We start from the raw sequence: 26,985 nt of genomic DNA on the forward strand, positions 1-26,985 counted from the left end.
CCGGGAAGACGACGGATCCCGAAGACCTCCCACGAGGTCTCCGACTCCGGCTGAGGGACTGGCGCCGTTGAGTGCAGAGACACGCTCCCCGACCGGCCGGCCGCTCGCTCACCGCGCGGCGGCGGCCTGAACGGGAACGGCCGTCAATCCTCCTACAGGGACAACCAAGGGCTCCGGCGGGAAGGTTCCGCCGGAGCCCTGCTCTTTCCCCCGACCGTGGTCGTCGCCGCCACCACGTCCTTCGCGGCCTTTCCCCGCCCGCGACCGCGGCCGCTCCCGGCCTCCCCTGCCTCCCCGACCTCCGCGACCTCCCCGGCCTCCCCAACCTTGCCGGCCGACCGCGATGGCGGACGCAGCTGAACGGGCGCCCCCGCTCACGGGGCGTCGGGCCGCGTCCGCGCCAGGGAACAAATCGTACCTATCACTACATAAGGCGCATTATCCATCGAATCAAGCCTATACGCAGCTAATCATTAATCAAAAGCAGCAGACGTCAGTTTGTCGGGCCACCCGGCAGGAAATCACCCTAGCGTCGGGAGCAGGGCCCAATAAGGGCCATGAAGAAAAAATCCTGACCGCAGTAGGCGGCCAGGAAACGCCGGCAAACACAGGGCAATTCGAAATCGAATCCTGTCAGGGAGGAACCATAATGCCCAACCTCAAGAAGATCTTCGCAGGGCTCGCGCTCAGCACCGCGGTCGTCGGCGGAGCCGTCGCCATGGGTGCCGCGGCCGCCAGCGCCGACGACAGCCCCTTCTGGACGAAGAACGAGGACCGCCCCATCGTCAAGGACGGCGCGGCCAACGGCGTCGACGACAGCACGGGCGGCATCGCCCAGGACAACAAGAAGGGGGTGGACTTCCCGCGCGCGTTCTCCCCGAACAACAACAACCGGGAGCGCAACGACCGCAACCACAACATCAACGACCGCAACCAGAACAACTTCTGGGACACCAACAACTGGTGGGGCCAGAACCTCTACAAGGACGACAAGGCCCAGCACGACGCCTTCGGCCTCGTCGCCAAGGACGTCGCCTTCGGCTTCCAGGAGAAGGACGACAAGGCGTTCAACTGGCTCAACAACAACTGGTGGGCCGACCAGAACTGGTGGGACCACAACAACAACGACTGGTGGAACCGCAACGACCGCGAGCACACCAACAACGGCAACAACAACAACAACGGCAACGACGTCTGATCCGCGAGGCCTGACGCCTCGCGCGGCACCGCGCCGTCCGGTCGGGTGACGGGAGCCGGTGGGCGGGACCACCCACGAGTGCCTCTCCGCCTCCGGCCGGGGACGACGGCGCCGGTGAGTGCAGCCAGGTGTTTCCAGCGCATCCGCGCGCCGAGCGACCGGAAGTCTGGAGACGCCTTCCATCGGATGGCATGAGACAAGGGCTCCGGCGAGATCCTCGCCGGAGCCCTGACCTTTCCACGCCCTGGAAGGGCGGGCAAGTCCGCGGCCGCGAGGATCGGGGACCTGGCGACGGAGAAAACGGCCCGGCGAGTACCCTCCGGAACGGTCGGCGAATCGCGGGCCGGACACCGACTGCGTCAGCGGCCGGCCAACCCGCGCCATGGGTCGCAACGAGAGGTCAAACTCTCCCCCGCCGAGTTTGGCCGGGGGCCCCTTCGGCAATCAAGACACCACGGCGATGACCGGACATATAGGTCAGAACCGGACATCTCCGGTTCCCACCGGAGAAGTCAGAAGTACGGGCAATCCATCCTTCGAGGAGGGCCTCTATGCCCAAATTCCGGAACGTCATCACCGGCCTGGCGGTCAGCACGGCGATGGCCGGCGGCGCGCTCGCTCTGAGCACCGTCACCGCCCACGCCTCCACCCCGACCACCGCCACCATCAGCACCAACGGGGGCAACGGCTGGAACGGCCACGGGCACGGCCGCAACTACAACAAGAACAAGCTCGTGAACCGGAACGACTTCCGCAGCTTCAAGTACTACAGGATCAAGAAGGTCGACCGGAACAACGCCGCCTTCGCGTCCGGCGACGCCGTCGTCGACATCGACGGCGACGACGACGACTGATCCCGGACGGCGCTACCCTGCGCCGCTTCCGTACCGTGAACAAGCCGTAGTGTGAACAATCCGTACCGTGAACAAGCCCCGGCGGGACAGCCGCCGGGGCTCCGGTGGAGCGGCGAGGAAGGCGAACGATCAGGCGGAGCGGCGGGTCTTTCGTTTCCTGGGCGCGCTCTCCTCCTCCGCGCCTTCCGCGGCCGCCCTGCCGTCACTCTTCGCGACGCTCTTCGCAGTGCTCTTCCCGGCGCTCTTCGCAGTGCTCTTCCCGGCGGTCTTCACCGGAGTCTTCGCCGCGCTCTTCTCGGCCGCCCCGGCGCCCTGGCGTTCCCGCTTGGCGGCCTCGACGCTGGCGCGCAGCGCGGCCATGAGGTCGACGGCCGGGCCCTGCTCGGCGGGGACCTCGGGCGCGACGATCTCCCTGCCCGCGACCTTGGCCTCGATGACCTCCTGCAGAGCCTCCCGGTAGGCGTCGGTGTACTCCGCCGGATCGAAGTCGGCCACCATCGTGTCGATCAACGACTCGGCCATCTTCAGTTCCTGGGGCCGCACCTGGACGTCCTCCTCCAGGAAGCCGAACTCGGCCTCACGGATCTCGTCCGGCCAGAGCATCGTCTCCAGCACGAACACGCCGTCCCGGACCCGCAGCGCGGCCAGCGACTCCCGCTGGCGGAGGGCGATCTTCACGACCGCCACCTGCCCCGACCTCTCCAGGGCGTCCCGCAGCAGCACGTACGGCTTCGTCCCCTGCCCGTCGGGCTCCAGGTAGTACGACTTCGCGAAGTAGATGGGGTCGATCTGGCTGGCGGGGGTGAACTGCAGCACGTCGATCCGGCGCGAGGTGGTCAGCGGCAGGTCGGCGAAGTCCTCGTCGGTCAGCACGACCATCTCACCGGTCGGAAGCTCGTACCCCTTGGCGATGTCGGAGTACTGCACCTCCTCACCGTCGACCGAGCAGACCCTCTTGTACTTGATCCGCCCGCCGTCCTCCCGGTGCACCTGGTGGAAGCTGACGTCCTTCTGTTCGGTCGCGGAGTACAGCTTGATGGGAATGGTGACCAGACCGAACGAGATGGCGCCCTTCCAGATGCTCCGCATGGCTACATTCTCGTCTCTGTGTTCGAATATCGCTATGGTGGGATTCAAGGGAGTTACCTCATGGGCAGGTACCCACTAATGGCGGCGCCGTACCCGGTGGAACCCGCGCTCGCGGCCTCCGGCGCTCTCCCGCGTGCCTGATTGAGCCGCTCGAGATCGGGCAGAGCCCCTTCTCTGGCGGGCCGCCAAGGGCGATCTCCGGGAATGCCCGCCGGGGGGCCGGCGGGAGGAGCGGTGATGACGGAGAAGGTGCGGGTGAAGGTCGAGGACCGGATGCTGGTCCTGACCAACCTGGACAAGGTCCTCTATCCCGGCGCCGGGTTCACCAAGGCCGAGGTGATCGACTACTACACCCGGATCGCCCCGGCCCTGCTCCCTCATCTGCGGGGACGCCCGCTCACGGTCAAGCGCTACCCGAACGGCGCGGACGCCGCGTTCTTCTTCGAGAAGAACGCCCCCGACCACACCCCCGACTGGGTCCGTACGGTGACCCTCCCGGCGCCGGGCAGCACGAAGAACCGCGAGGAGATCGAGTTCGCGGTCGTGGAGGACCTGCCGACGCTCGTCTACTACGCCAACCTGGCCGCGCTGGAGATCCACGTGCCGATGTGGCGGGTGGCCAAGGACGGCGAGCCGCAGCCGCCCGACACCCTCGTCTTCGACCTCGACCCCGGGGCCCCGGCCACGATCGTCGACTGCTGCCGGGTCGCCGTCCTGCTGCGGCGGGCACTGGCCGACGACGGCCTGGAGAGCCACCCGAAGACCAGCGGCAACAAGGGCATGCAGCTCTACGTTCCGTGGGACCGCGGGCCCGGCACCTCCGACTACGCCAAGGAGCTGGCCCGGCGGATGCAGGCGGAGCACCCGTTCGTCACCAGTGTGATGGCCAGGAAGGAAAGGCCGGGCAAGGTCTTCATCGACTGGAGCCAGAACAATCCGGCCAAGACCACCGTCGCGCCGTACTCGCTGCGCGCGAACCCGTTGCCGACCGTGTCGACGCCCCTGCGGTGGGAAGAGGTCGAGGCGTGCGAGAACCCGGAGCAGCTCGTCTTCACCTCCTCCGACGTGCTGAAGCGCGTCGCGGAACACGGCGACCTGTTCGTGGCCCTCGGCGCTTAGCCGGGCCGCACCCCTGGCCGTAGTGTTGGACCTGAGTGTCAGACCTGTCGCAGCCGACCGTCGAACGGAAGGAAGATCACATGCCAGAGATGGAGCCCCTCGACGAGGCCGCCGAGGAGATCTCGATCGAGGCGCCGGAGGCCGACGCGGTCGAGCAGCACCAGCTCGTCAAGGTCGCCGAGGACAGGCGCTGGCCCGAACGCGTCCCGTTCGACGCCGACCCGGCCGACGTGACCGAGCAGGAGCGCACGGTCGACCTCGATGACGACGACTATCGCTGATCACAGATACCGACACGTAGGATGAGGCCCCGGGGCGGGAGCCCCCGATGCGCTTCTTGCAAGGAGACTGCCGTGACCGCTACCCCGGACGCCAAGCCCCGGGGCACCCGGCTGCCCCGCATGGCCCGCCGCCGCCAGTTGCTGAGCGCGGCGCAGGAAGTGTTCGTGGAGAACGGCTACCACGCCGCGGCGATGGACGAGATCGCCGAGCGGGCCGGGGTCAGCAAGCCCGTGCTCTACCAGCACTTCCCGGGCAAGCTTGAGCTGTATCTCGCACTGCTCGACCTGCACGTGGACGACATGGTGAACAGGTGCCGCCAGGCGCTCGAGTCGACCACCGACAACAAGCAGCGGGTGCAGGCGGCCATCGGCGCCTTCTTCGACTTCGTGTCGAGTCAGGGAGAGGCCTTCCGGCTGGTCTTCGAGTCCGACCTGCGCAACGTGGCGCCCGTACGGCAGCGCATGGAGCGCTCGCTCTACGAGAGCGCCGAGGCGATCAGCCGGGTGATCCAGGAGGACACCGGCTGCTCCAGCGACGAGGCGCACCTGCTCGGCGTCGGACTGGTCGGCATGGCCGAGGTAAGCGCGCGCTACTGGCTGAGCAGCCACGGCTCGATCCCCAAGGAGGCGGCGACGCAGCTGATGGCACGCCTGGCCTGGCGCGGCATCAGCGGCTTCCCCCGCACCGGCTGACCGGGCCTCCGGTTCCCTGTTCGCTTGGCGCGATCACAGGGCTCGCCGCGCTACCGGGCGACGACGATGGGGAGAGAACAGCCCTCGCGAAAGGGGAGCCTTATGGAAATAAAGATCGGCGTGCAGTCGGTGCACCGCGAGATCGTCGTGGAGACCGACCTGTCGGCCGAGCAGATCGAAGAGGAGCTCCGCAAGGCGCTCGCCTCGGACAAGGGCGTCTTCTGCCTGACCGACACGAAGGGACGCCGGGTGGTCGTACCCGTGACCTCGCTCGGGTTCGTCGAGATCGGCGAGGACGAGACGCGTCCCGTCGGCTTCGGCGGAACTCTCTGACCCGGAAACGCTCCGGCTCGGAGACGCTCTGACTCAGAACGCCCTGACTTCAAACGCTCTGACTCAGAACGCTCTGACGCGGAAACAGTCTGACGGCGGCCGGAGCCGGCCGGCGGCGCGGGTGTCCCAGGACGCGCGGCGTGCCGGCGGCCGGAGCCGGCCGCCCGGGTCAGGACCGCCCGTAACCGCATCCGCGGGGACGCCGGGTGAGATCCGCCCGATGCGGATCGTCCCGTCTTCCGCCGATCGTCGGACAGCCCGTGCTTCCTCTCCGCAGAATCGCACGGGGGGTCCAGCTGTTCGGCCCACATCTTGTCAAGGAACTGCCGTAGCGGCGCGAGGCCCTCATGCTCGCACCGTACATCCGTTTGCCGGGTGCGCGAATCAGGAACGGCGAGGTTTCACCCGTTGGGGGTGAGGCCGAGAGCCGTCATGCGCCTGCCGTGCTCCTCGGTCAGCCGGGCGAACATCCGCCCGATCTCCGCCAGATCCTCCCCCTGCTCGCCCACGAGCAGCGCGGCGAGGTGCGGACGGGCGGCGGCCAGCCGCTGCCCCTGACTCAGCGCCTCGCCGACCATCCGGCGGGCCCACAGCGCGAGCCGCCCGCACAGACGCGGATCGGCGTCGAGCGCCGCGCGCATCCGCTCCACCGCGAACTCCGAACGGCCCCCGTCGGCCAGCACCTCGTCGACCAGGGCGGTGGTCGAGGGATCGGCGTGGCGGGCGGCCTCGCGGTAGAAGTCGCCCGCGATCCCCACGCCCACGTAGGCCTTCACCAGCGCCTCGTACCAGTCCTTCGGCCTGGTCTGGGCGTGCCAGGCGTCGATCGCCTCGACGAAGGGGGCCATCGCCTCCTCCGGATCGGCCCCGAGCGAGGCGATCCGGTCGCGCAGCACCCGGAAGTGCCCGTACTCGGTCGCGGCCACGTCCCCGAGCGCCGCCCTGTCGTTCAGCGTCGGCGCGAACAGCGCGGCGTCCTCGGCCAGCCTGAGGAAGGCGGTGAGCTCGGCGTACGCGAGGACGCCCAGCAGGTCGACGATCCCGGGAGACGAATCACTCATGGATGCAGCGTAAGGGTCGGCGCGACGCCCGCGGAGCCGGCCGCTCCGGTCCGGCGGAACCCCGGCGCGACCCCCGGTGGAACCCCCTACGGCCGCCCACAGGACAACAGTTTTTAGCGAGAAGACGCGGAAATCGGTTCCGTGTTGTGGTATCGAGTAGACTGGTTCGTGGAAGTGCGACCGCACTGGCCAACAACCAGCGCTGGCCTACAACCGAGTCGATCCGGGGTTTGCCCCGGACCTCTGGTACCAGTGGATGCCGCGGTCGCTGTTCACGACGAGGGCGCGACTGTCCGCGAGGACCCGGACCGGGAAAGATCTGCCGGCCGGATGTCCCGGAGGGCCGCCTTCACAGATTGAGGCAGGCCACGCTGACAACGACGTTCCGAGACCTGGGAGTCATCCCGGAGATCGCCGATGCCCTCGAGACCGAGGGCATCACTTCACCGTTCCCGATTCAGGAGATGGCGCTCCCGCTGGCGCTGGCCGGCCAGGACGTCATCGGGCAGGCGCGCACGGGCACCGGCAAGACCTATGCCTTCGGCGTCGCCATGCTCCAACTGGTCGGCAAGCCGAGGAAGAACCGCAAGAAGCCCCGCGGTCTCGTCCTCGTCCCCACGCGCGAACTGGCCCTTCAGGTGACCGAGGACCTGGTCCTCGCCGCCGGGAAGCTGGGGTCGCGCATCCTCACCGTCTACGGCGGGCGCGCGTACGAGCCCCAGATCGAGGCGCTCAAGAACGGCGTCGACGTGATCGTCGGCACCCCTGGGCGGCTGCTCGACCTCGTCAAGCAGAAGCACCTCGACCTGAGCCAGATCACCATGCTCGTCCTCGACGAGGCCGACCGCATGCTCGATCTCGGGTTCCTCCCGGACATCGAGCGGATCATCAAGCTCGTGCCGGACGACCGCCAGACCATGCTGTTCTCGGCCACGATGCCCGGCGAGATCGTGAACCTGTCCCGCCGCTACCTCGACCGGCCCACCCGCGTGCGCGCGGAGAGCGGCACGGCCGAGGCCGAGACGACCACGCTCACCACGCAGTACGTGTACCGCACGCACCGCATGGACAAGATCGAGATTCTCGGGCGGCTGCTGCAGAGCAGGGGCGCCGGGCTCACGATGGTGTTCTGCGAGACCAAGCGGGCCTGCGACATGGTCGCCGAGCAGCTCAAGGACAAGGGCTTCGCGGTGGCGGCCGTCCACGGCGACCTCGGTCAGGGCCAGCGCGAGCAGGCGCTGCGCGCCTTCCGCAACGGCAAGATCAACGTGCTGGTGGCGACCGACGTCGCGGCGCGCGGCATCGACATCGACGACGTGACCCACGTCGTCAACTACGACTGCCCGCAGGACGAGAAGGCCTACGTCCACCGGATCGGCCGCACCGGCCGGGCGGGCCGCACCGGCGTCGCGGTGACCTTCGTCGAGTGGACCGAGCTGACCCGCTGGAAGGTCATCAACAACGCCCTCTCGCTGGACTTCGCCGATCCCGTCGAGACCTATTCGAGCTCGCCGCACCTGTACGGCGAACTCGACATCCCCGAGGGCACCAGGGGCGTGCTGCCGCGCGCCCAGCGCTCGCGCGCGGGCCTGGAGTCCGAGGAGATCGAGGACCTCGGCGAGACCGGGCGCACCCGTTCCCGCGGCAAGTCCGACCGGGGCGGGCGCGGCAACGGCCGTGACCGCGACCGTGATCGTGACCACGACAACAGCGAGGAACGCCGGGAGCGCCCCGCCCGCACCCGCGAGCGGCGGCGCACCCGTGGCGGGCGCCTCCAGGAGGCCGGAGCGTCCTCTCCCGGCGACGCCGACGCCCTGACCTCGCAGGTGGGGGACGGCTCCGAGTCGCCCGAGCAGCCCGCACAGGCCCAGACCCAGACCCAGGGACGCAGGTCCCGGCGAGGGGGCGCCAACACCGACGCCCTGACCGGCGCGCTGGCCGAGGTTCCGGCCACACGGCCGCAGGAGGAGCAGGCGGACGGACCGGCGGCCGGTGCGGTGTCCGAGCCGGAGCCGGCCCCGCGCCGGACCTCCCGCCGCAGGACCCGCGCCGCCGACACGGCCGGCACTCCGGTCGCCGAGCCCCGGATCGACGAGCCCCAAAGCGTCGAGTCACCGGCCGCCGGGCCCCGGATCGACGAGCCACAGGTCGTCGAGTCACCGGCCGGCGAGCCGCGGAGCGGGGACCAGGCGGTCGCCGCGCCCGTCGAGGACCGGCCCGCCCGCCGGCGCGGAACCCGCGCCGCCGCGGCGGCCACCACGGGGGTCACCACGGGCACTGAGGACACCGCGGTCTCTCCGGCTGTCTCCGTGGACCGGCCCACGCGCCGCCGTACGCGGAGCACGGACGCGGGCACCTCGGACGAGGCACCGTCCACGCCGTCTGTGCCGTCTGTGCCGTCTGTGCCGGCCGGCGAGGCGACCGTGAACGGCGTGGCGGACGAGCCCGTCCGGCCGCCGGTCGCCCGGCAGGAGCCGGAACGGATCATTCCGGCCAGCCCGTTCATGGTCGTGTTCAGGTCCCCCGACCTCGCGACCGACGACGACGATCCCGCTCCGTCCGCCGCGACCGAGCGCGCCCAGCAGCGGCGCCGCCCGGCCCGGCCCCGCCCGCGCCGTACGGGGTGAGGGGCCGGCCGCGGCCCGCTCGTCGATGAGCACGACCACCAGGGCAGGGAGAGCGCCGGACACCCGGCGCCCTCCCTGCCTTCGCGCGTGGGCGCCTTTACGCGTGGGCGCCTTCACACGTGGGCACGGTCCCCCCGGCGGGCCGCCACGTTCGCAGTGGGTATGACCTGGACAGGAGGCACGCGTCATGACACCCGGACTCTCTCTGCCCGGCCGGTCCGCAACCGGCTTGGATCTTTCGGCGGTGTCGCCGGAGTCCCCGCTGGGTATCGTGATGCCACGTGAGTGAGCGAGCCTTCAGCAGACGGTCCGTGCCGGGGAACCCGGGTGAGATGGAGGAGGTCTCGTGAGCACGCCACGGTTCCTGACCCTCCCTCCGGGCGTCAGCAGCGAGCAGATCGAGACGCCGCTGGGCTCGTTCGCGGCCCTGGAGGCGCTTCCCGTGAGCGGGATCCCCGAGCGCTGGCCCGCCCTCCTCGTCCCCGGCTTCACCGGGTCGAAGGAGGACTTCATCGCGGTGCTGCAGACCCTCGCGCAGGCCGGCCGCCGGGTGATCGCCGTGGACATGCGCGGGCAGTACGAGACGCCGGGCCCCGACGACCCGGCGGCGTACACGTGCGGGGCGCTCGGCGCGGACGTCGACGCGATCGCCGCGGTCGTCGGGCAGGGCGAGCCGGTGCACCTCATGGGGCACTCCTTCGGCGGCCTCGTCGCCCGGGAGGTCGCGCTGAACGGAGCCGCCAAGATCGCCTCGCTCACGCTCATGAGCTCCGGGCCCGCCGGCATCGTCGGACCCCGGGAGCAGATGGGCCGGGTGATGCTCGCCGAACTGCCCGAGTACGGCCTGGACTACATGTGGTCCAACCGGATGGAGCCGGAGGCGCTGAAGGCGGGCGTCCCGGACGACATCGTGGCGTTCCTGCGCAAGCGGCTGCTGGCCAACCACCCCACCGGGCTCATGACCATGGCGCACGAGGTGCTCGGCGCCGCCGACCGGTGCGACGAGCTCGCCCAGTGCGACCTCGACCTCCTGGTCCTGTACGGCGAGCACGACGACGGCTGGCCGCCGCCGCTGCAGGCCGAGATGGCCCGCCGGCTCGACGCGGAGTGCGTCGTGGTGCCCGGGGCGCTCCACTCACCCGCCGTCGAGGCGCCCGAGACCACCGCCGCCGCCCTGACCCGGTTCTGGAACGCGGCCGAGAGCCGGCTGCTCCAGCACGGCTGACGCGACGGCCATGACCGGGGTCAGCGGTCCGACCGTCCAGCCTCCCGAGTCCGTGACGTGGCTGGTCCACGTCGACCGGACCATGTGGGTGGGCGGCGTCCGCGGCCTGATGCTGCAGGCCCTGCATCCGGTGGCGATGCGGGGCGTGTGGCAGAACTCCGACTTCCGGGAGGACCCCTTCGGGCGGCTGCGCCGCACGGCCGACTTCGTGGGCCGCGTGACGTACGGCAGCCCGGAGGAGGCCGAGCGGATCGGCAGGCGGGTCCGCGCGATCCACCGGGCGCTGCGCGTCCACGACCCCGACACGGGCCGGGTCCACCGGGTGGACGACCCCGAACTGCTGCTGTGGGTCCACTGCGCGGAGGTCACGTCCTACCTGGAGGTCGTCCGCCGCGCCGGCGTCCCGATCACCGACCGGCAGGCCGACCGCTACCTCACCGAGCAGCGGCGCAGCGCGGCGTACGTCGGGCTGCGCCCGGAGGACGTGCCGGGCACGATGCGCGAGATGGACGACTACTTCGCCCGGATGCGGCCCGTCCTGCGGGTCATCCCCGAGTCGGCCGCCGCCGTCCGGTTCCTGCTCTGGCCGCGCCTGCCGGAGAACCTGCGGTTCCTGTCCCCGGCCAGGCCGGTCTACTTCCCGTTCGGCGCGCTCTGCTACTACACGCTGCCCCGCTGGGCCCGCCGCCTTTACGGCGTGCTGCCGGAGGTGCCGGAGATCGCGGTCACGGCGGCGCTGAGGGCGTTCCGGCTCACCATGAACACCATTCCCGACCCGATGCACCAGCGCGTGCTCGGCGAGGGCACCAGGGCCATGCTGCAGGCCTCCCGGGAGCGCCTCGGCGCGGCCGGGTACGACGTCGGGCAGGGCCTGCGGGGGCTGGCCGACCCACGCCGCCACCCCGCCGCGACCCCGCCCGGAGGCTGACCGGAGGCTGACCGGAGGCTGACCCGGAGACACGGCCTAGCCGGGGACCTCCTCGGCCGTGGGGAGGCCGTCCCAGGGCAGGCGTTCGGAGGAGGCGGCCCGTCCCTCCGGGCAGTGCGCGCGGAAGTCGCACCACGAGCAGATGGGCCCCGGCTCGGGCGGGAACAACGCGTCGATCTCCGGCGGCACCGCGACGGCGGCGCCGTCCTCCGCGGACCCGCCCTCCCCTCGCCTCGGGGCCGGCACGGCGCCCGTCGCACGGCCCCGCCCGCGGCCCGTCGTACGGCCGCTCTCGCGGGAGGAGGGCCCGGCCCACTCCCGGTAGGCGTCGTCGGCGTCCGCCGCCTCCAGGCCGATCTCCTCGGCCCGTCGCAGGTGGCGGGCCAGCGACTCGTCGCCGTGCTCCCACTCCGCGACCGAACCGGTGGGCAGGTGGTGCAGCTCCACCCGGTGGCAGGGGCGGCGCATCATGCGGGACGAGGCGATCGCGTAGACGGCGAGCGCGAGCGAGGACCGGGCGTCGTCGGGCGTCGTCGGGCGTCGGCCGGTCTTGTAGTCGACGACGACCAGTTCGTCCCCACGCCGGTCCAGCCGGTCGATCCGGCCGGACAGGGCGAGCACCGACGTGCGCGTGGCGACCGTCCGCTCGACGCCCACCGGCTCGTCGGCCGGGTCGAGCGTCGCGACGTAGGAGGAGACCATCTCGCGGGCCCGGTCCCGCCAGGCCGCCGACTGCTCCTCGTCCCTGAACCCCTCGCGGATCCAGCCGCTGGTCAGCAGGGTGGCCGCCACGACCGGCGTGCGCCGCTCGTACGGCTCCCGCCACCACGCGGCCAGCGCGTTGTGCACCGAGGCCCCCACGCTGTTGTGCGCCCATGGAGGCCCCTTGCGCGGGGCCGGCCGGTCGAGGTAGGTGAAGCGGTAGCGGCGCCGGCAGTCGAGCCAGGTGTTCAGGCGTGACGGAGTGCAGGTGTAGAGCCGCCTCGGCATGCCCTCGAGGCCGAGCTGCTCCACGGCACTACTCGTCGCGGTTCAGCGTGATGCCGGACGCGCCGGTGCCGTCCACCAGCGGCGAGATCGGCTCGGCCTCCTCGGCGCCGGTGAGCGACCCCGACAGCCAGCGGTCGAACTCGGGCTCCAGGTCGCCGATCCGGCCCTCCTCGCCGTGCGCGGGCAGCACCCTCGTCTCGTGCGGCAGCGTGAACAGCCGCTCGCCGATGGAGGTGAGCTGGTCGGCGAGAGCGGGATACTCCCCGCCGAGCTTGCCCGGCCCGTCCATGAGCAGGGTCTTCCCGGTGAAGACCGCCGCGAGCTCCTCGCAGTAGAGCGAGACGCCGCCCGCGGTCACGCCCGGGGTGGCGAGCACCTCGAGCTCGACGTCGGCCACGGAGAACAGTCCCTCGTCCTCCATCTCGATGTCGGGCCAGGTCTCCTCCCAGGTCTGCCGCCACAGGCGCCTGTCCTTGGCGTGGACGGCGATCACCGCCTCGTCCCTGGCCGCCACCTCGATCGCGGCGCCCACGTGGTCGGGCAGCCCGTGGGTGCAGATGACGGCGAGGACCTCGCGGTCGCCGACCTTCTCCAGGATCTTCTCGGCGTCCCGTGCCGGGTCGATGACGATCACCTCGTCGTCGTCACCCAGGATCCAGGTGTTGTTCTCGACCTTGTGCTCGTCGCCCTCGATGTCCACGAGGCCCGAGGTCACCACTCGTTCGATACGCGCTGTCACGGCTCAGAACCTTACTATCCCCGGCGCTTCGGACCGGCTTTACCGCGCATCCCCGTCCAGTCTCGGCGAGAGGGCGCCGAAGGGCGGAGCCACCGCCTGGTCCTGGTCGCGCAGGTCACGCAGCGAGAGATCGGCCAGCGCGATGAAACAACCGGCCTCGGCCGGCCAGGCGACCGTCCACAGCCAGTTTCCGAGGGCCTCCCCGACATAGGCGGCACGGTCGTCCGGCACGCCCGGCCCCGCGCACCACAGCGCCGTCGGGTGGCCGCGTACGTCGATCTTCGCGTGCGGCGGGCCGGCGTCGAAGCCGGAGCCGGGATCGGGCCCGGGCAGCCCCGCGTACGCGGCCCCGAGGCCGATCCCGGGCTCCTCGGCGACGATCAGCATGTCGGCGGGCCCGTGGGTGATCGAGGGGCCGGTCAGCGCGACGACGCTCGCCCTCGCACCGGTCCGTTCATCGCCCACCTCGGCGAAGCCGGTCACCAGCCACCCCGTGGGGAGCGGCCACGGAAGCCACACGGGAACCCGGGCGGCCTCGCACATAGCGTCGAGCGCGGGCTGAGAGGGCCGGTGGGGCGGCTGGAACGGCAGGACGTCGCCGTGGGCGGCGCATCGCCATGAGCTCGACCAGACGTTCGGTTCGTGCAGCGGCCCGAAGCAGCGCGGGCAGGTTGGCGCGGTTCTCACAAATATTCACGGTGCGTCGGTGATGTCCATCAGTCAAGAGCCTGCCCGTTATCTAGTCGTAATCTTGGTGTTGTGCGACATCTTGGTCTTGGAAAGCGCGTCAGATGCGTCGGGGCGATCATCACCGATCCGGACGGGCGGCTTCTGCTCGTGCGGCGGGGCCGCCCGCCCGGTGAAGGGCTGTGGTCGCTGCCCGGCGGCAGGGTCGAGCCCGGCGAGACCGACGAGCAGGCGGTGCGCCGCGAGCTGCGCGAGGAGACCGGCCTCGACGTCGCCGTCGTACGGCTCGCCGGGACCGTGCTGCGGCCCGGCCCCAGCGGCGTGACGTACGAGATCCACGACTACGTGGCGACACCCTCGGGAACGTCCTCGGGGACGCCGGTGGCCGGGGACGACGCCGCCGACGCCCGCTGGTGGGCGCCGGCCGACCTGGCCGGCCTCCCGCTGACCGACGGCCTCGCCGACGCCCTGGCCGAATGGGGGGTCGTCTCCAGGATCACCGGTCCGTGACCGTGCTGCGCCAGATCGTCAGGTGGTCGTCGGCGTAGTCGGTGGACCTGCCGACGGCCACGACCCGGCTGCCGGAGACGGCCACCGCGCCGAGCCACTGTGCGCCCCGCCCGCCCAGGCCGTCCTGGGTGAGCGTGTGCCGCGACCAGTCCAGGCCGTCCTCGGAGATCCAGGCGGTGCTGTCCCCCTCGCCGTCCGCCTCGGCGGAGCGGTGCGATCCCACCGCCACGACGCCCTTCGCGGTCGCGGTCAGGTCGAGGACCGAGGCGTCCGCCTCGGCAGGCAGCATGGCGTACTCCCAGTGCTCGCCGTCGTCGGTGGACACGGCGGAGAACGGGCGGGGGCCGTCCTCGGTCACGGCGACGCCCACCGCGACGACCCCGGCCTTCGTCGCGACCACGTGGCGCAGCCCGGCCGAGGTGGCGTCCGGCGGCAGGACCCTGCCGCGCGCGGTCCAGTTGAGCCCGTCGGAGGAGACCCAGACCACCCCCGACTCACGGTCGGCCGAACCCGAACCGCCGACCGCCATGAACCCGTGGGGTGTCGCCGTGACCCCGGACAGGCGCACGTTGACCCCGCCCGCGGGCAGGCTGCCGGCCGCCGAGCGGGTGATCCGCCTGAGGTCCGGGCTGAACCACAGGGCGGCGACCACCCCCGCCGCACTCCGGTCCTCACCGGCGAGGACGTAGCCCTTCTCCCCCGCGGCGACCACGCGGGGCGCGAGCAGGAAGTGGCCCGGGGGCACCTCGATCGGCGGGCCGGGCCGCCAGGACCTGCCGTCCGCGGAGGTGACCAGCAGCGGCCGGGTCACGGCGGGGTCGGTCATCGTGCCGCCCACGGCGAGCCACCCCTTCGGGCCGTGCGCCACGCCGCCGAGGGCCTGCCGTCCGGGGCCGCCGAGCAGGTCGGGGAAGCCCGCGTCCTTCCAGTTCGCCCCGTTGTTGCCACTCGTCCAGATGGCGGCGTCGCCGTTGGCCGAGCCCACCGCCACGAACGTGCCGCCGGCCGCGGCGAGGTCCGCCGTCTCCCTGGCCAGCCGGTTGAGTCCGCCGATCTCCTTGAGCGGCACGGGGTGGGCCGTCTCGCCCTTCCCCGCCGTGATCAGCACCGGCAGGTTCTCCACGTCGCCGGGGCCCCGCTTGTCGCCGCCCGCGACCAGCGTGCCGCCGTCGGTGATGGCGAGCCCCCGCACCGTGCCGGGAACCTCGCCGAGGTCGGCGCTCTTGGTCCACTCGCGCCCGTCCCGGCTGGTGTAGACGGCGTACCGCTCCCAGGCCGACTCGGCGACCGCCGCGATCCCCGCCGCCGACGAGGCGAGGCCGCGTACGCCCGTGCCCTGCGCGCCGAGCGGCCCGATGGCGCCGCACTGCGTCCAGGCGGCGCCCTCGGGCGAGCAGTACACCCGCACCTCGCCGCCCGCGTCGCGCTGCCGGGTGGGCACGAGCACGAAGCCCTTCTCCGCGGCGGCGAGCGCGCCCGGCTCGGGCCGTACGTCGGAGATCGCCGCGGCCGTACGCAGCCAGGTGCGGCCGCCGTCGTCGGACCGCAGGATGACCGAGACCGTGTCGCCGGAGCCGGGGTCGGCGAGCGCCACCACCCGGTCGCCGCGCGCCGCCACCGCCCGCATGCCGCGGACCTTGTCGGGCGTGCCGATCTGTTCGGTGTCCACCCGCGTCCAGCCGGTGCCGTCGGCCGACACCCAGGCCACCGGGCCCGCCGTGCCGTCGCGCAGGGTCGTCGCGCCCACGGCCAGGAAGCCGGTCGCGGTCCGCGCCACATCGGTGATCCTGTCCTGGCTCCAGAAGGCGGTCAGCCGGAGCGGGTCGACCGCGGTCCAGGAACGGCCGTCGGAGGAGACCCACATGCCGCGCGCGGCGGGGCCCGCGGGGCCCGGCGCGTCGGTGCCCACCGCGAGCCAGCGGCCGTCGCCGCCCGCGACCCGGCCCACGGCCGCCGCCGCGGTCTCGTAGCCCGGGGCTCCCGCGACTCGGCCCAGCTGCCAGTGCGCGCCGCCGTCGGCGGAGACGAGGAACAGCGGCCGGGCGAGCGCCCCGGTCATGTCGCTGCCCGCCGCCACGACGGTCGAGCCCGCCGAGGCGAACGCGTTGAGCACCTGGCTGGAGCCGTTGCCCGGCAGGCCCGGCGCGGCGAAGGCGGTGTCGCCCGACTGGCCGTCGCCCGCGGCGAGCCGCAGCCCGGTCGTGGCCGGGCCCCTGGACCACTTCACCACCGCCACGCCCAGCACCGCCGCCACGACGAGGACCGCCGCGACGACCAGCGGCGTGACAAGCCGGGGCAGCCCCCGGACCGGCGAGCCGCGGCCTGGCAGCACCCGCCTGTGGTGGCGCCCTCCGCCCGGTCTCGGCGGCCCCACGGCCACGAGCACGTCGTGCCGGGCCGGGCGGCCTCCCGGCGGGCGGCCGATGCGCTCGACCGGCCCGGCCTCGGGTCCGGGCCGTGGCCCGGGCTCCGGCCCGAACTCAGGACCGGACTCAGGGCCGAACTCCGGACCGGGCTCCGGCTCGACGGGGATCTCCGGGCGCATCCGGATGCCCTGCTCGCCTGTCTCCGGCTCACCCGGCTCCGAGTCGTCTGTGTCCGGGTCGTAGCGGGAGGCGGGCTCGGGGGGCGTGTGCGCCCACACGTGCTCCTGTCCCGTCGCCTCGTGTCCCGCCGTCTCCTGTCCAGCAGGGGGACGCAGCGGGCCGGACGGCGGAGTGTCGATCTCGGGGGCCCCGGGGCCGTCGGGGTTCTCACGCGGGATCTGCGCCCGGCGCTGCCGGGGCGGGCCCGAGGCGACCAGCTTGTCCGGCCGGTCCACGACGCGCCGCCGCCGGCCCGCTTCCTCCGACGGTCCGGCCTCCGACGGTCCGGTCGACCTGGCACCCTCGCCGTGCCAGGTGGTGGAGTCCTGAGGGGAGCCCGGTGGGCCGGTGGCTCCCGTGTCCGCGGCTCCTGCGTCTGTGGCGCCGTACGGGGCCGAGTAGGGCCTGCGGCCGGTCCGGTGCGGGTGGCCGCCGGATAAGTGGGGCGGGTCCTCCGCCTCCGGCCGCGGCGCCCAGTCGTGCGCCTCGCCCTGAGACCCCGCCTGCGATCCTGCCTGAGACCCTGCCTGGGGTTCGGGGCGTGGTTCCGGGTCGCCGAATCTGCGGTAGGGCCGGGTGTCCTCGTCGTCCCCGGACAGGACGTCCCCGGATAAGGGCTCCTCGGGTAAGGCGTCCTCGGGTACGGGGGCGGCGAAGGGGGGCAGTGCCCACGGGGAGGGACCCGGCGGCCGGTGATGCAGCTCCGGAGGGGGCGCGGGCGTCTCCTGCTCACCGGGCGTACGCCGGCGGTCACGTTCGTCGGGGCCCGAGGCCACGCTCAGTACCTCCTCCCCGGAGAGGTCAATCCGGACCGTTCCACCTCTATTACGGCAAAGCGATCACAGTGATACCCCATCACGAATCCAGAGCAACACGGGAAAGCCCCGGGGACCATACCTCTCTAGTGAGATTTATCGGGAGAGGGTCTGAATTGCCCACTTTCGGGCGATTATTAGGACACCAAACCCGAAAACCGCGAACTGGACGGCCGATCCGATCAGAGCCTGCCACGGGACCGCACCCTGCTCCAGGGCGCCGTTCATGTCGCCGGAGGCGGCCACGAGCCCGAACGCCACGACGTTGTTCGAGGCGTGCAGGGCGATCGGGGCCTCCAGCCCGCCGGTGCGGACCGCGAGCCACCCCATGAGCACGCCGAACACGAAGACGTAGACGATCCCCCAGCCCGTGTAGCCGTGCGAGGCGGCGAAGGCCACCGCGCCCAGCAGGATCGCCGGCCACGGACTGCGGAAGTACGCCCCCAGCCCCTGGATGATCCAGCCCCGGTAGGCGTACTCCTCGGCCGCCGCCTGGAACGGCACGAGCAGCAGGATGACGATCAGGGCCGGGAGGAACGCCCCCCAGCCCGCCCAGCCGTACCCCGGACCCACTCCGGCCGACAGCAGCATCCCGGCCTCGGCGGCCTGCCCGAGCACGACCGACACCACAGCGACCAGCAGGCAGGCCGCCAGCCACCTCCACCGCAGGCGCAGGGCCACCGAGGAGAGCGACCCGGGCGGCCTCCGCTGGAACACCCACGCCGCGCCGAGCACCAGGGGGAGCAGCAACGCGATGACGCCCAGCTGGAACCCGAGGTCGAGCATGGGATCGGCGAACAGCCGGGGTCCCGACCCCGTCATCGGCACCCGGGTCACCAGGGAGACGAGGTAGGCCACCAGCCCCGCCCCGATGGAGATCACCACGAAGGTCGCCACGATCGCCAGGGTGCCCACGATGGGCCGCCACCAGCGGTTCAGGACCGTGCGCGCCATCTGGTCGTACGGCGTGCCGGGCGGCGGCGGGACGTCCCAGCGCGTCCGCGCGGGCGGCCCCCAGGCAGCGCCTCCCCAGACAGGACCTCCCCATGCGGCAGGGCCTCCCCACGGAGAGCTTCCCCAGGCCGCGTCCCCCCACTGGGGCCCGCGCGGGTACCGGCCGGGGTGCCATCCCGGCGGCGGGCCGGCCGGCCACGCGGTCCCGCCCGCGTAGGGCCCGGGAGCCAGGTAGACCGCGGGAAGCCGGTGCGGATCCGGCTGTGTCTCGCTCATGTGTCCATTCTTCGCGGCCCTCGTACGCCCGCTTCAGGCGGGCCTTCGGGAGGGCGTCAGGAGGGCGGGGTGAAGGCGCTCGTGCGGGCGAGCCCGGCGGCGCGGCCCCGGGCCGCGACCACCAGCGCCATCTTCCGCGACGCCTCGTCGATCATCTCGTCGCCCAGCATCACCGCGCCCCGCTTCTCGACCGTCGTGTAGTACTCGTACGCGTCGAGGATCAGTTCGGCGTGGTCGTAGTCCTCCTGGGACGGGGAGAAGACCTCGTTGGCCGCCTCGACCTGCGAGGGGTGCAGCACCCACTTGCCGTCGAAGCCCAGCGCCGCCGACCGCCTCGCCGACCGCCGGAAGCCGTCCAAGTCGCGGATCTGGAGGTACGGCCCGTCCACGGCCTGCAGGCCGTACGCGCGGGCGGCCATCAGGATGCGCATGAGGATGTAGTGGTAGGCGTCCCCCTCGTCGTATCCGGGGGGCTGCTCCCCGACCACCAGCGTCCGCATGCCGATGGAGGCCATGAAATCGGCCGGGCCGAAGACCAGGGTCTCCAGCCGGGGCGAGGACCGGGCGATGTCGTCGATCTCGACGAGCCCCCGGGCGTCCTCGATCTGGGCCTCGACGCCGATGCGGCCCTCGGGCAGCCCGACGGCCCGCTCGATCTGGCCGAGCAGGGTGTCGAGCCAGGCCACGTGCGAGGCGTCCCGGACCTTCGGCAGCATCAGGCAGTCGAGCCTGTCACCGGCGCCCTCGACCACCTCGACGACGTCCCGGTAGGTCCACTGGGTGGTGAGGTCGTTGACCCGGACGACGACCGTCTTGCCCGTCCAGTCGCCCTGCCGCAGGGCGGCGACCACGTTGCGGCGCGCCTCCTCCTTCGCGCCGTGGGCGACGGAGTCCTCCAGGTCGAGGAAGACCTCGTCGGCGCCCAGGCCCTGGGCCTTCTCCAGGAATCGAGGGTTGCTGCCGGGCACCGCCAGGCAGGAACGTCGCGCGCGCATGGCCCTACCGTAGCGAGATCCGGTGGATGGCAGGCCGCCGCGGCACGGCCCGCGCCCCCTGAACCCGCCCCCCTTACACGCGTACGGCCTGCGGCGCCTCGGGGGCGTGGTGCGCGGCGGCGATCCGCGTGGTCGCCGACTGGGCGAACAACGCGCCGGCGAGCACGATCGCGCCCCCGGTGATCTGGGCCGCGCCGAGGTGCTCGCCGAGCAGCACCCAGGCGATCAGCGCGCCGGCGAGGACCTCAACCGACGCGACCGTCGCGCCGACCGCCGCCGACAGGCGCCGTACGGCGGTGACCCCCGTCGTGTACGCCACCACGGTGGCCACCACGATCATCCAGAAGCCGGCCGCGGCGACCGGCACGGTGTGCCCGGAGACCTCGGCCGTGCGGGTGAACGCCGCCCAGTCGATCTGCCACGGCCGCGAGACGGGCAGCAGCACCACCGCGGAGCCGAGCATGCCCCAGCCGATCAGGCCCAGCGTGTCCACGTCGTCGCCGAACGAATCGCTCATCAGGAAATATCCGGCGCAGCAGGCCGCGGCCAGCAGGCCCAGCAGCAGCCCGAGCGCGTCCAGGCGCAGACCCTCCCAGACCTGGACGACGATCGCCAGGCCGGCGACCGCGACCAGGGCTCCCAGGTAGGCCGAGCGCGGCAGCCGGACCCTCCGTACGAACCGCACCCACAGGACCACCAGCACCGGAGAGGTGTACTCCAGCAGCAGCGCGACGCCGACCGGCAGGCGCGTGATGGCGACGAAGAACAGGCCCTGCACGGCGGCGACCGCGATCACCGAGTACGCCGCGAAGAAGGGCAGGCGGTCGCGGGGGATGCGCAGCGCCCGCGGCCTGAAGACGGCCAGGACCAGCAGCAGGAGCACCCCCGCCCCCGCCATGCGGACCCACACGGCCTCCAGCGGAGTGAGCCCCGCCATACCGAGGATCTTCGCCATCGGGCCGGAGAACCCGAAGCAGAAGGCCGATACGCCCGCGATCGCCAGGCTGACCGCCCTCATCGCCACCTGCCCATGTAATCACCAATGAAAGGCTTTGATCCTGTCACAACACGGACCGGCCCGCATCCTTGCGTAACCTGGCAGGGTGGATCGGATCTTCGTGGCCCGCCTGGCGGGGGTGGCGGTCTTCGACCCGGCCGGCGACCAGATCGGCCGGATCCGGGACGTCGTCGTCTCGCTGCGGGGGCCGCTGCTCCCCCGGGTCCACGGCTTCGTCGTCGAGGTGCAGCCGCGCCGCCGGGTCTTCCTGCCTGTCACCAGGATCACCTCCATCGAGGCCCGCGCCGTCATCTTCACCGGCAAGCTCAACATGCGCAGGTTCGAGTGCCGGGACACCGAGACGCTGGCCATCGGCGAGATGCTCGACCGCAGCGTCGAGTACCGCGGCGAGCGGGTCACCGTGCAGGACCTCGCGATGGAGCGGACCCGCCCCTCCGACTGGCTGATCGCGAAGGTCGCCGTACGGCGGGGCTCGCGGCGCAGGGGCGAGACGCTCATCGTCGACTGGGAGGACGTCTCCGGCTTCGCCGGGGTCCAGAAGGACCAGGGCGCGGCCAACCTGCTCGCCGTGTTCGAGGCGCTGCGCCCGGCCGACCTGGCGAACATGCTGCACGAACTGCCCAGCGAGCGGATGGCGGAGGTGGCCGCCGCGCTGGACGACGACCGCCTCGCCGACGTCCTGGAGGAGCTGCCCGAGCGCGACCAGGTGCTCGTGCTGAGCCGGCTGCACCGGGACCGGGCCGCCGACGTGCTGGAGGAGATGGGCCCGGACGACGCGGCCGACCTGCTCCAGGAACTACCCGCCGAGCAGGCCGAGGGCCTGCTGCGCCTCATGATGCCCGAGGAGGCCGCCCCGGTCCGGCGGCTGCTGAGCTACCGCGAGGACACGGCCGGAGGCATGATGACGACCGAGCCGGTCGTCCTGCCCCCGACCGCGACGGTGGCCGAGGCCCTCGCGCACATCCGGCAGCAGGAGCAGACGCCGGCCATCGCCGCCCAGGTGTACGTCGCCCGGCCGCCGAGCGAGACGCCCACCGGGCGCTTCCTGGGCGTGGCGCACTTCCAGCGCCTGCTGCGGGAGCCGCCGTCGACGCTGCTCGGCAGCGTGATAGACATCACCGTGGACCCGATCAGGCCGGAGTTCACGGTGTCCGAGGTGGCGGCGTACCTCGCGACGTACAACCTGGTCGCGGTCCCCGTCGTGGACGAGCTGGGGCGCCTGCTCGGCGCCGTGACCGTCGACGACGTGCTGGACCACATGCTGCCGGACGACTGGCGGGAACGACCATGACAGAACGCCTCGACCAGCCGCGCGAGATCGGCTACCGCGTGCGGCTCTACTACGACCCCGAGGCGTTCGGCAGGTTCTCCGAACGGTTCGCGCGGTTCCTCGGCACCGCCCGCTTCATCGTCTACATGACCGTGTTCGTCGCGGTCTGGCTGCTGTGGAACCTGTTCGCGCCGGTCACGTTCGACCCGTACCCGTTCATCTTCCTCACGCTCATGCTCTCCCTCCAGGCGTCGTACGCCGCGCCGCTGATCCTGCTGGCCCAGAACCGGCAGGCCGACCGCGACCGCGTCCAGTACGAGCAGGACAAGACGACGGCCGAGCGGAACCAGGCCGAGATCGAGTACCTCACCCGGGAAATCGCCGCCCTGCGCATGGCGATCGGCGAGGTGGCCACGCGCGACTACATCCGGTCGGAGCTCCAGCGCCTCCAGGAGGAGCTGGGCGGCGAACCGGCGAGATCGCGCGGGGCGGGTTCGGAGGATCCCCGCTGAGTCCATAGCATGGATTCATGGCACCATCCCCTGAACAGGTCACGGCCGCGCTCGCCACGGTGAACGACCCGGAGATCCGCCGGCCGATCACCGAGCTCGGCATGGTCAAGAGCGTCGACATCTCTCCCGACGGGGTGGTGCGCGTCGGCGTGTACCTGACCGTCGCCGGCTGTCCACTCAAGGACACCATCACCCGCGACATCACCGGCGCCGTGTCCCGGCTCGACGGCGTGTCGCGCGTCCACGTCGACATGGACGTGATGAGCGCCGAGCAGCGCAAGGAGCTGCAGACGAAGCTGCGCGGCGACCGCGGGCCGGAGAAGGAGATCCCCTTCTCCAAGCCCGGTTCGCTGACCCGCGTCTTCGCCGTCGCCAGCGGCAAGGGCGGCGTCGGCAAGTCGTCGGTCACGGTGAACCTCGCCGCCGCGATGGCCTCCCAGGGCCTGAAGGTCGGCGTCGTCGACGCCGACATCTACGGCCACTCGGTGCCGCGCATGCTCGGTGTGAGCGAGCGGCCCACCAAGGTCGAAGACATGATCATGCCGCCGGTGGCGCATGACATCAAGGTCATCTCGGTCGGCATGTTCAAGCCGGAGGGCAACACCCCGGTGGTCTGGCGCGGCCCGATGCTCGACCGCGCGCTGTACCAGTTCCTGACCGACGTCTTCTGGGGCGACCTCGACGTCCTGCTGATGGACCTGCCGCCCGGCACCGGCGACATCGCGATCTCGGTCGCCCAGCGCGTGCCCACGGCGGAGATCCTGGTCGTGACGACCCCCCAGCAGGCCGCCGCCGAGGTGGCCGAGCGCGCCGGATCGATCGCCGCCCAGACCCACCAGCAGATCGCCGGGGTCATCGAGAACATGGCGTGGCTGCCCTGCCCGCACTGCGACGAGCGCATCTCCGTGTTCGGCGAGGGCGGCGGCCAGTCCGTGGCCGACGCGCTGACCCGCACGCTGGGCTCGCGGGTGCCGCTGCTCGGTCAGGTGCCGATCGACATGCGGCTGCGGGAGGGCGGCGACGAGGGCAAGCCGCTCGTGCTGACCGACCCCGACGCCCCGGCGGCCGCCGAGCTGCGCCGGATCGCGGCCGGGCTCGGCCGCAAGCCGACCGGCCTCAAGGGCCTGAAGCTCGACATCTCACCGGTCAAGCACTAGGTCGCCTCGTTGTCGTAAGGCGGGATCTCCCCCACGCCCAGCTCGGGCAGCTCGGGCGTCGGGGAGTCCGGCCCGTGGTCCGTGTGCGCGGGGTCGTTCCAGTCCTTCTCGAGGTCGTCGAGCAGGTGCTTGCGCACGAAGTTCTTGGGGTTGAGGTCGGCCGGGTCGAAGTTGGCGAACTCGGGACCCATGTTGGCCTGCAGGTCCGACTTGGCGTTGTTGGCCATCTGACGGAGCTGCCGCAGCGTGCGGCCCGCCTGCTGGGCGGCCTGGGGCAGCTTGTCCGGGCCGAAGACGAGCAAGGCGATCACCACGAGCGCCAGGGCCTCCGCCCAGCCGAGTCCGAACATGGCGATCTCCTCCAGCAAGTACGACTGGTTTCAGACTAATGCCCACGCCCCCACGCTGGGGACCGGGGCGTCCCGGCAGGATCAGGACGGGGCGGTCAGGACGGGGCGGCGCTGGGGGCGGGGGCCGCGCCGACCGTGACGGTGGCGGTCCGCACCTCGCCGTCGTGCCGGAACCGCAGGCGGACCTGGTCGCCGGGTGCCTTGCTGCGGATGGTGACGACCAGTTCGCGGCTGTCGCTCACCGGCCGGCCGTCGACCTCCAGGATGACGTCGCCGGCCCGCAGGCCCGCCTTCGCCGCGGGCCCGCCGGGGGTGACCGGCACGGCGCCGCCCTCGGTCTCCGTGGCGATCCGCACCCCCTCGCCCTGATAGTTCTGGTCGATGGTGATGCCGATCCGGGAGGTGCGGGCGGCCCCGGTGGTGATCAGTTCCTGGGCGATCCGGCGCACCTGGTTGACCGGGATCGCGAAGCCGAGGCCGATGCTGCCGGCCTGCTGGCCGAGCAGCGAGCCGCCGCCGACCGTGGCGATCGCCGAGTTCACGCCGATCACCTCCCCCGCCGTGTTCACCAGCGGGCCGCCGGAGTTGCCCGGGTTGATCGCGGCGTCGGTCTGGATCGCGTTGATCAGCGCGTAGTCGGACCCGGTGCTGCCGCCGGCCTCGACGGGACGGTTGAGCGAGCTGATGATCCCCGTGGTGACGGTGCCGGTCAGGCCGAGGGGCGAGCCGACGGCGATGACCGGGTCGCCGACGACCGCCCCGTCGGAGTTGCCGAGAGCGAGCTCCGGCGCCCTGACGGTCCCGTCGGGCTTGACCACCGCGATGTCGGAGTTCGGGTCGCGGCCCACGACCCGCGCCGCGGCGGAGGTGCCGTCGTTGTAGCGCACGCGGATGTTGCCCACCTGGCCCGATACGGCCACGACGTGGTTGTTGGTGACGACGTAACCGCCCTTGATGACGAAGCCCGACCCGGTGCCGGCCTCGCTGTTGCCCTTCACCTCCAGCGAGACCACGCTGGGCAGGACCTTGGCGGCCACCCCCGCGACCGACCCGGGCGGCCGTGCCGTGGGGAGGGACGACGGCCCGCTCAGCGTGTAGCCGGGGTCGATTCCGGAGGTGGGGCGGGTCAGCAGGAACGTCCCCCAGCTCGCCACCCCGCCCGCCACGAGCGCGATCACCACGGCCAGGGCCGTGAACAGCGCGAGGTTGGGCCCGCGGGGCTCCGGCGCCGCCTCCGTGAAGGCCGTCTCCGTGAAGTACGGCTGCCGGGGAACCCCCGGCGGGGGCGCCCACCGGGCGCCCCAGGAGTCGTGGGACGGCTCCTGCGGCGCCTCATGTCCGGCGGGCAGGAACTCGGGCCGGTCCGACGCGCCGTGGGAACGCGTGTTGTCGGTCATCGCGACAGTGACTCCTCGCACACGAGCGCACTTCTCGCACCCAAACGGCTGCGGTGTCCGATCGTATGCCGTCTCCCCCTGTCAGCGCGAAAGACCCCTGGTCACGCTCTGCGACGGACTGGGCGACACGCTCACCACCGGCGCCTTGTTCGGGACGGGATGAACGAACATCTGCCCAGGGGTCTGGCTGGGAGTGGCGCTCGATCCGCCGGCCATGAGCATGGTGCCGAGGGCGACGGCCGCGGAGGCCATTCCCACGGCCACGTATCCCGCGCGTCTGGCCCTGCCGGGCCTTCCCGGCCCCGATCGTCCGTCGTCCCGGCGCCGGGGCCGGTTGTCCATCGGTCCGGCGGCGTGCATGCCGGGAAGCCGGCCGAAGGCCGGGTGGTCGGGAAAGGGCCGCATCCGCGGCGGCAACGGCCCTCCCGGCTCCGCCATGCGCAGGAGCGACATCGTGAGGTCCGCCGGCATGGCGGGCGGATCCATGGATCGCAGGCGGGTCTTCAGCGCCCGCAGCGCGTCGACCTCCGCGCGGCAGTCCGCGCAGAAGGTCAGGTGCGCCAGCGCGCGTTCCCGCTCGTTGTGACTTAGTTCGCCGTCGATGAGCGCGGAGACGCGCTCGCCAAGATGACTCACAGTCCCTCCCTGCTGAATGAAGGGGGGGTTTGGTCGCCGTTCCGGTTCGCCGAGGGCGCCCGGTGGTCGAGTGCCTCCCGCAGTTGCGCGCGGCCGCGGTGGATGCGGCTGCGCACCGTGCCGAGTTTCACGTCGAGAGTCCTCGCGATCTCCTCGTAGGACAGGCCCTCGATGTCGCACAGCACCACGGCCGCCCGGAACTCCGGCGCCAGGGCGTCGAGCGCGGCCTGGATGTCGGGCTCCATGTGCGCGTCGTCGTACGCCTGCGCCGGGGACGGCTCGCGGCCGTGCAGCCGCTCGGCGGCGTCGTCCGCCAGCCCCTCGAAACGGATGCGCTGCCTGCGCCGCGCCATGTCGAGGAAGAGGTTCGTGGTGATCCGGTGCAGCCACCCCTCGAACGTGCCGGGGGTGTAGCTCGACAGGGATCGGAACACCCGGACGAAGACCTCCTGCGTGAGGTCCTCGGCGTCGTGGACGTTGCCCGTCAGCCGATAGGCCAGCCGGTAGACGCGCGCGGAATGCGTTCTGACGACCTCCTCCCATGTGGGAGGCGTCCAGTCGGACACCGAAGTCTCCGCCTGGTGGTCGTGCTCGTCCACCGGCATTCCTCTCTGCAGGATCGTCGCTACAGCCATAGTGCCTGGTTTCGCCCCTTCCTGCGTACCGTGGGCCGAGCGGCCTTGAAC

Annotated in this window: 26 protein-coding genes; 13 read left to right on the forward strand and 13 right to left on the reverse strand. The window is 72.0% G+C overall.

Features of this window, described 5'->3' with window-relative positions:
• The first annotated feature begins 649 nt into the window (after positions 1 to 649).
• Both FED44_RS29415 and FED44_RS29420 read left to right on the forward strand, forming a co-directional pair.
• Positions 650 to 1,198 (forward strand): hypothetical protein, encoded by a 549-nt coding sequence (locus FED44_RS29415; protein ID WP_138462743.1) that lies wholly within the window; start codon positions 650 to 652, stop codon positions 1,196 to 1,198.
• A gap of 551 nt (positions 1,199 to 1,749) precedes the next feature.
• Complete coding sequence (locus FED44_RS29420; protein ID WP_117409104.1) at positions 1,750 to 2,052, forward strand: hypothetical protein; 303 nt, start codon at positions 1,750 to 1,752, stop codon at positions 2,050 to 2,052.
• A 129-nt stretch (positions 2,053 to 2,181) separates the two neighbouring features.
• Here FED44_RS29420 and ku read toward each other — a convergent pair whose 3' ends face one another.
• Complete coding sequence (gene ku / locus FED44_RS29425; protein ID WP_138462744.1) at positions 2,182 to 3,141, reverse strand: non-homologous end joining protein Ku; 960 nt, start codon at positions 3,139 to 3,141, stop codon at positions 2,182 to 2,184.
• Between the two features lie 237 nt (positions 3,142 to 3,378).
• On the opposite strand from ku, the gene ligD reads away from it, so the two are divergent.
• The 4 genes from ligD to FED44_RS29445 all read left to right on the forward strand — a co-directional run bounded on the left by ligD (position 3,379) and on the right by FED44_RS29445 (position 5,567).
• On the forward strand, positions 3,379 to 4,260 hold the full coding sequence (gene ligD, locus FED44_RS29430; protein ID WP_117409106.1) for a non-homologous end-joining DNA ligase: 882 nt from the start codon (positions 3,379 to 3,381) through the stop codon (positions 4,258 to 4,260).
• Between the two features lie 80 nt (positions 4,261 to 4,340).
• Positions 4,341 to 4,541, forward strand: a complete 201-nt coding sequence (locus FED44_RS29435) for a hypothetical protein (protein WP_117409107.1) — start codon at positions 4,341 to 4,343, stop codon at positions 4,539 to 4,541.
• 72 nt (positions 4,542 to 4,613) lie between these two features.
• Positions 4,614 to 5,234 (forward strand): TetR/AcrR family transcriptional regulator, encoded by a 621-nt coding sequence (locus tag FED44_RS29440; protein WP_117409108.1) that lies wholly within the window; start codon positions 4,614 to 4,616, stop codon positions 5,232 to 5,234.
• Between the two features lie 102 nt (positions 5,235 to 5,336).
• Positions 5,337 to 5,567 carry a DUF3107 domain-containing protein gene (locus tag FED44_RS29445; protein WP_138462745.1) on the forward strand — a complete coding sequence of 77 codons (231 nt, stop codon included), beginning with the start codon at positions 5,337 to 5,339 and terminating at the stop codon, positions 5,565 to 5,567.
• A gap of 401 nt (positions 5,568 to 5,968) precedes the next feature.
• Here the strand turns inward: FED44_RS29445 and FED44_RS29450 are convergent, their stop codons facing one another.
• Positions 5,969 to 6,628, reverse strand: a complete 660-nt coding sequence (locus tag FED44_RS29450; RefSeq protein WP_117409110.1) for a ferritin-like fold-containing protein — start codon at positions 6,626 to 6,628, stop codon at positions 5,969 to 5,971.
• Positions 6,629 to 7,092: 464 nt separating this feature from the next.
• Between FED44_RS29450 and FED44_RS38330 the strand changes: the two genes are divergently transcribed.
• The 3 genes from FED44_RS38330 to FED44_RS29465 all read left to right on the forward strand — a co-directional run bounded on the left by FED44_RS38330 (position 7,093) and on the right by FED44_RS29465 (position 11,408).
• Entirely contained in the window at positions 7,093 to 9,255 is a 2,163-nt protein-coding gene (locus FED44_RS38330) for a DEAD/DEAH box helicase (RefSeq protein ID WP_316246858.1), read from the forward strand.
• A 346-nt stretch (positions 9,256 to 9,601) separates the two neighbouring features.
• Entirely contained in the window at positions 9,602 to 10,480 is an 879-nt protein-coding gene (locus tag FED44_RS29460) for an alpha/beta fold hydrolase (protein WP_117409111.1), read from the forward strand.
• Between the two features lie 10 nt (positions 10,481 to 10,490).
• Positions 10,491 to 11,408, forward strand: coding sequence for an oxygenase MpaB family protein (locus FED44_RS29465; protein WP_138462746.1), 918 nt, complete (start codon positions 10,491 to 10,493; stop codon positions 11,406 to 11,408).
• 36 nt (positions 11,409 to 11,444) lie between these two features.
• Here FED44_RS29465 and FED44_RS29470 read toward each other — a convergent pair whose 3' ends face one another.
• From FED44_RS29470 to FED44_RS29480, 3 genes are read right to left on the reverse strand one after another with little or no spacing between them, the layout of a single operon-like run.
• Positions 11,445 to 12,422: a RecB family exonuclease gene (locus tag FED44_RS29470; protein ID WP_244302371.1), complete on the reverse strand. Its 978-nt coding sequence runs from the start codon at positions 12,420 to 12,422 to the stop codon at positions 11,445 to 11,447.
• Between the two features lie 4 nt (positions 12,423 to 12,426).
• Positions 12,427 to 13,137 (reverse strand): MBL fold metallo-hydrolase, encoded by a 711-nt coding sequence (locus FED44_RS29475; RefSeq protein WP_117409113.1) that lies wholly within the window; start codon positions 13,135 to 13,137, stop codon positions 12,427 to 12,429.
• A gap of 39 nt (positions 13,138 to 13,176) precedes the next feature.
• Positions 13,177 to 13,824, reverse strand: a complete 648-nt coding sequence (locus tag FED44_RS29480) for a DUF6758 family protein (RefSeq protein WP_117409114.1) — start codon at positions 13,822 to 13,824, stop codon at positions 13,177 to 13,179.
• Between the two features lie 72 nt (positions 13,825 to 13,896).
• On the opposite strand from FED44_RS29480, the gene FED44_RS29485 reads away from it, so the two are divergent.
• Positions 13,897 to 14,334, forward strand: coding sequence for an NUDIX hydrolase (locus FED44_RS29485; RefSeq protein ID WP_138462747.1), 438 nt, complete (start codon positions 13,897 to 13,899; stop codon positions 14,332 to 14,334).
• Here the strand turns inward: FED44_RS29485 and FED44_RS29490 are convergent.
• From FED44_RS29490 to FED44_RS29505, 4 genes are all read right to left on the reverse strand, one after another.
• Positions 14,321 to 17,695, reverse strand: coding sequence for a beta propeller repeat protein (locus FED44_RS29490; protein ID WP_138462748.1), 3,375 nt, complete (start codon positions 17,693 to 17,695; stop codon positions 14,321 to 14,323). The two genes, FED44_RS29485 and FED44_RS29490, sit on opposite strands and share 14 nt — an antisense overlap.
• 135 nt (positions 17,696 to 17,830) lie before the next feature.
• Positions 17,831 to 18,964, reverse strand: coding sequence for a CPBP family intramembrane glutamic endopeptidase (locus tag FED44_RS29495; RefSeq protein ID WP_138462749.1), 1,134 nt, complete (start codon positions 18,962 to 18,964; stop codon positions 17,831 to 17,833).
• 56 nt (positions 18,965 to 19,020) lie between these two features.
• Positions 19,021 to 19,959, reverse strand: a complete 939-nt coding sequence (locus FED44_RS29500; RefSeq protein WP_138462750.1) for an HpcH/HpaI aldolase/citrate lyase family protein — start codon at positions 19,957 to 19,959, stop codon at positions 19,021 to 19,023.
• Positions 19,960 to 20,032: 73 nt separating this feature from the next.
• Positions 20,033 to 20,977: an EamA family transporter gene (locus FED44_RS29505; RefSeq protein WP_138462751.1), complete on the reverse strand. Its 945-nt coding sequence runs from the start codon at positions 20,975 to 20,977 to the stop codon at positions 20,033 to 20,035.
• Between the two features lie 85 nt (positions 20,978 to 21,062).
• On the opposite strand from FED44_RS29505, the gene FED44_RS29510 reads away from it, so the two are divergent.
• Genes FED44_RS29510 through FED44_RS29520 form a run of 3 tightly spaced genes read left to right on the forward strand, consistent with a single transcriptional unit; the run spans position 21,063 to position 23,916 of the window.
• On the forward strand, positions 21,063 to 22,268 hold the full coding sequence (locus FED44_RS29510) for a magnesium transporter MgtE N-terminal domain-containing protein (RefSeq protein WP_111701373.1): 1,206 nt from the start codon (positions 21,063 to 21,065) through the stop codon (positions 22,266 to 22,268).
• On the forward strand, positions 22,265 to 22,759 hold the full coding sequence (locus FED44_RS29515; protein ID WP_138462752.1) for a DUF1003 domain-containing protein: 495 nt from the start codon (positions 22,265 to 22,267) through the stop codon (positions 22,757 to 22,759). The genes FED44_RS29510 and FED44_RS29515 overlap by 4 nt, the downstream gene beginning before the upstream one ends.
• 17 nt (positions 22,760 to 22,776) lie before the next feature.
• Positions 22,777 to 23,916, forward strand: coding sequence for an Mrp/NBP35 family ATP-binding protein (locus FED44_RS29520; RefSeq protein ID WP_111701371.1), 1,140 nt, complete (start codon positions 22,777 to 22,779; stop codon positions 23,914 to 23,916).
• On the opposite strand, the gene FED44_RS29525 is transcribed toward FED44_RS29520, so the two are convergent.
• The 4 genes from FED44_RS29525 to sigE form a co-directional block, all read right to left on the reverse strand.
• Positions 23,913 to 24,266: a sec-independent translocase gene (locus FED44_RS29525; protein WP_111701370.1), complete on the reverse strand. Its 354-nt coding sequence runs from the start codon at positions 24,264 to 24,266 to the stop codon at positions 23,913 to 23,915. The genes FED44_RS29520 and FED44_RS29525 overlap by 4 nt on opposite strands.
• A 95-nt stretch (positions 24,267 to 24,361) precedes the next feature.
• Complete coding sequence (locus FED44_RS29530) at positions 24,362 to 25,663, reverse strand: S1C family serine protease (protein WP_111701369.1); 1,302 nt, start codon at positions 25,661 to 25,663, stop codon at positions 24,362 to 24,364.
• Positions 25,664 to 25,744: 81 nt separating this feature from the next.
• Positions 25,745 to 26,299: an anti-sigma factor family protein gene (locus FED44_RS29535; protein ID WP_111701368.1), complete on the reverse strand. Its 555-nt coding sequence runs from the start codon at positions 26,297 to 26,299 to the stop codon at positions 25,745 to 25,747.
• Positions 26,296 to 26,904, reverse strand: coding sequence for an RNA polymerase sigma factor SigE (sigE, locus tag FED44_RS29540; protein ID WP_111701367.1), 609 nt, complete (start codon positions 26,902 to 26,904; stop codon positions 26,296 to 26,298). Before sigE ends, FED44_RS29535 begins: the two co-directional genes overlap by 4 nt.
• Positions 26,905 to 26,985: the final 81 nt, after the last annotated feature.

This window comes from Microbispora triticiradicis, assembly GCF_005864065.1.
GTDB lineage: Bacteria > Actinomycetota > Actinomycetes > Streptosporangiales > Streptosporangiaceae > Microbispora > Microbispora triticiradicis.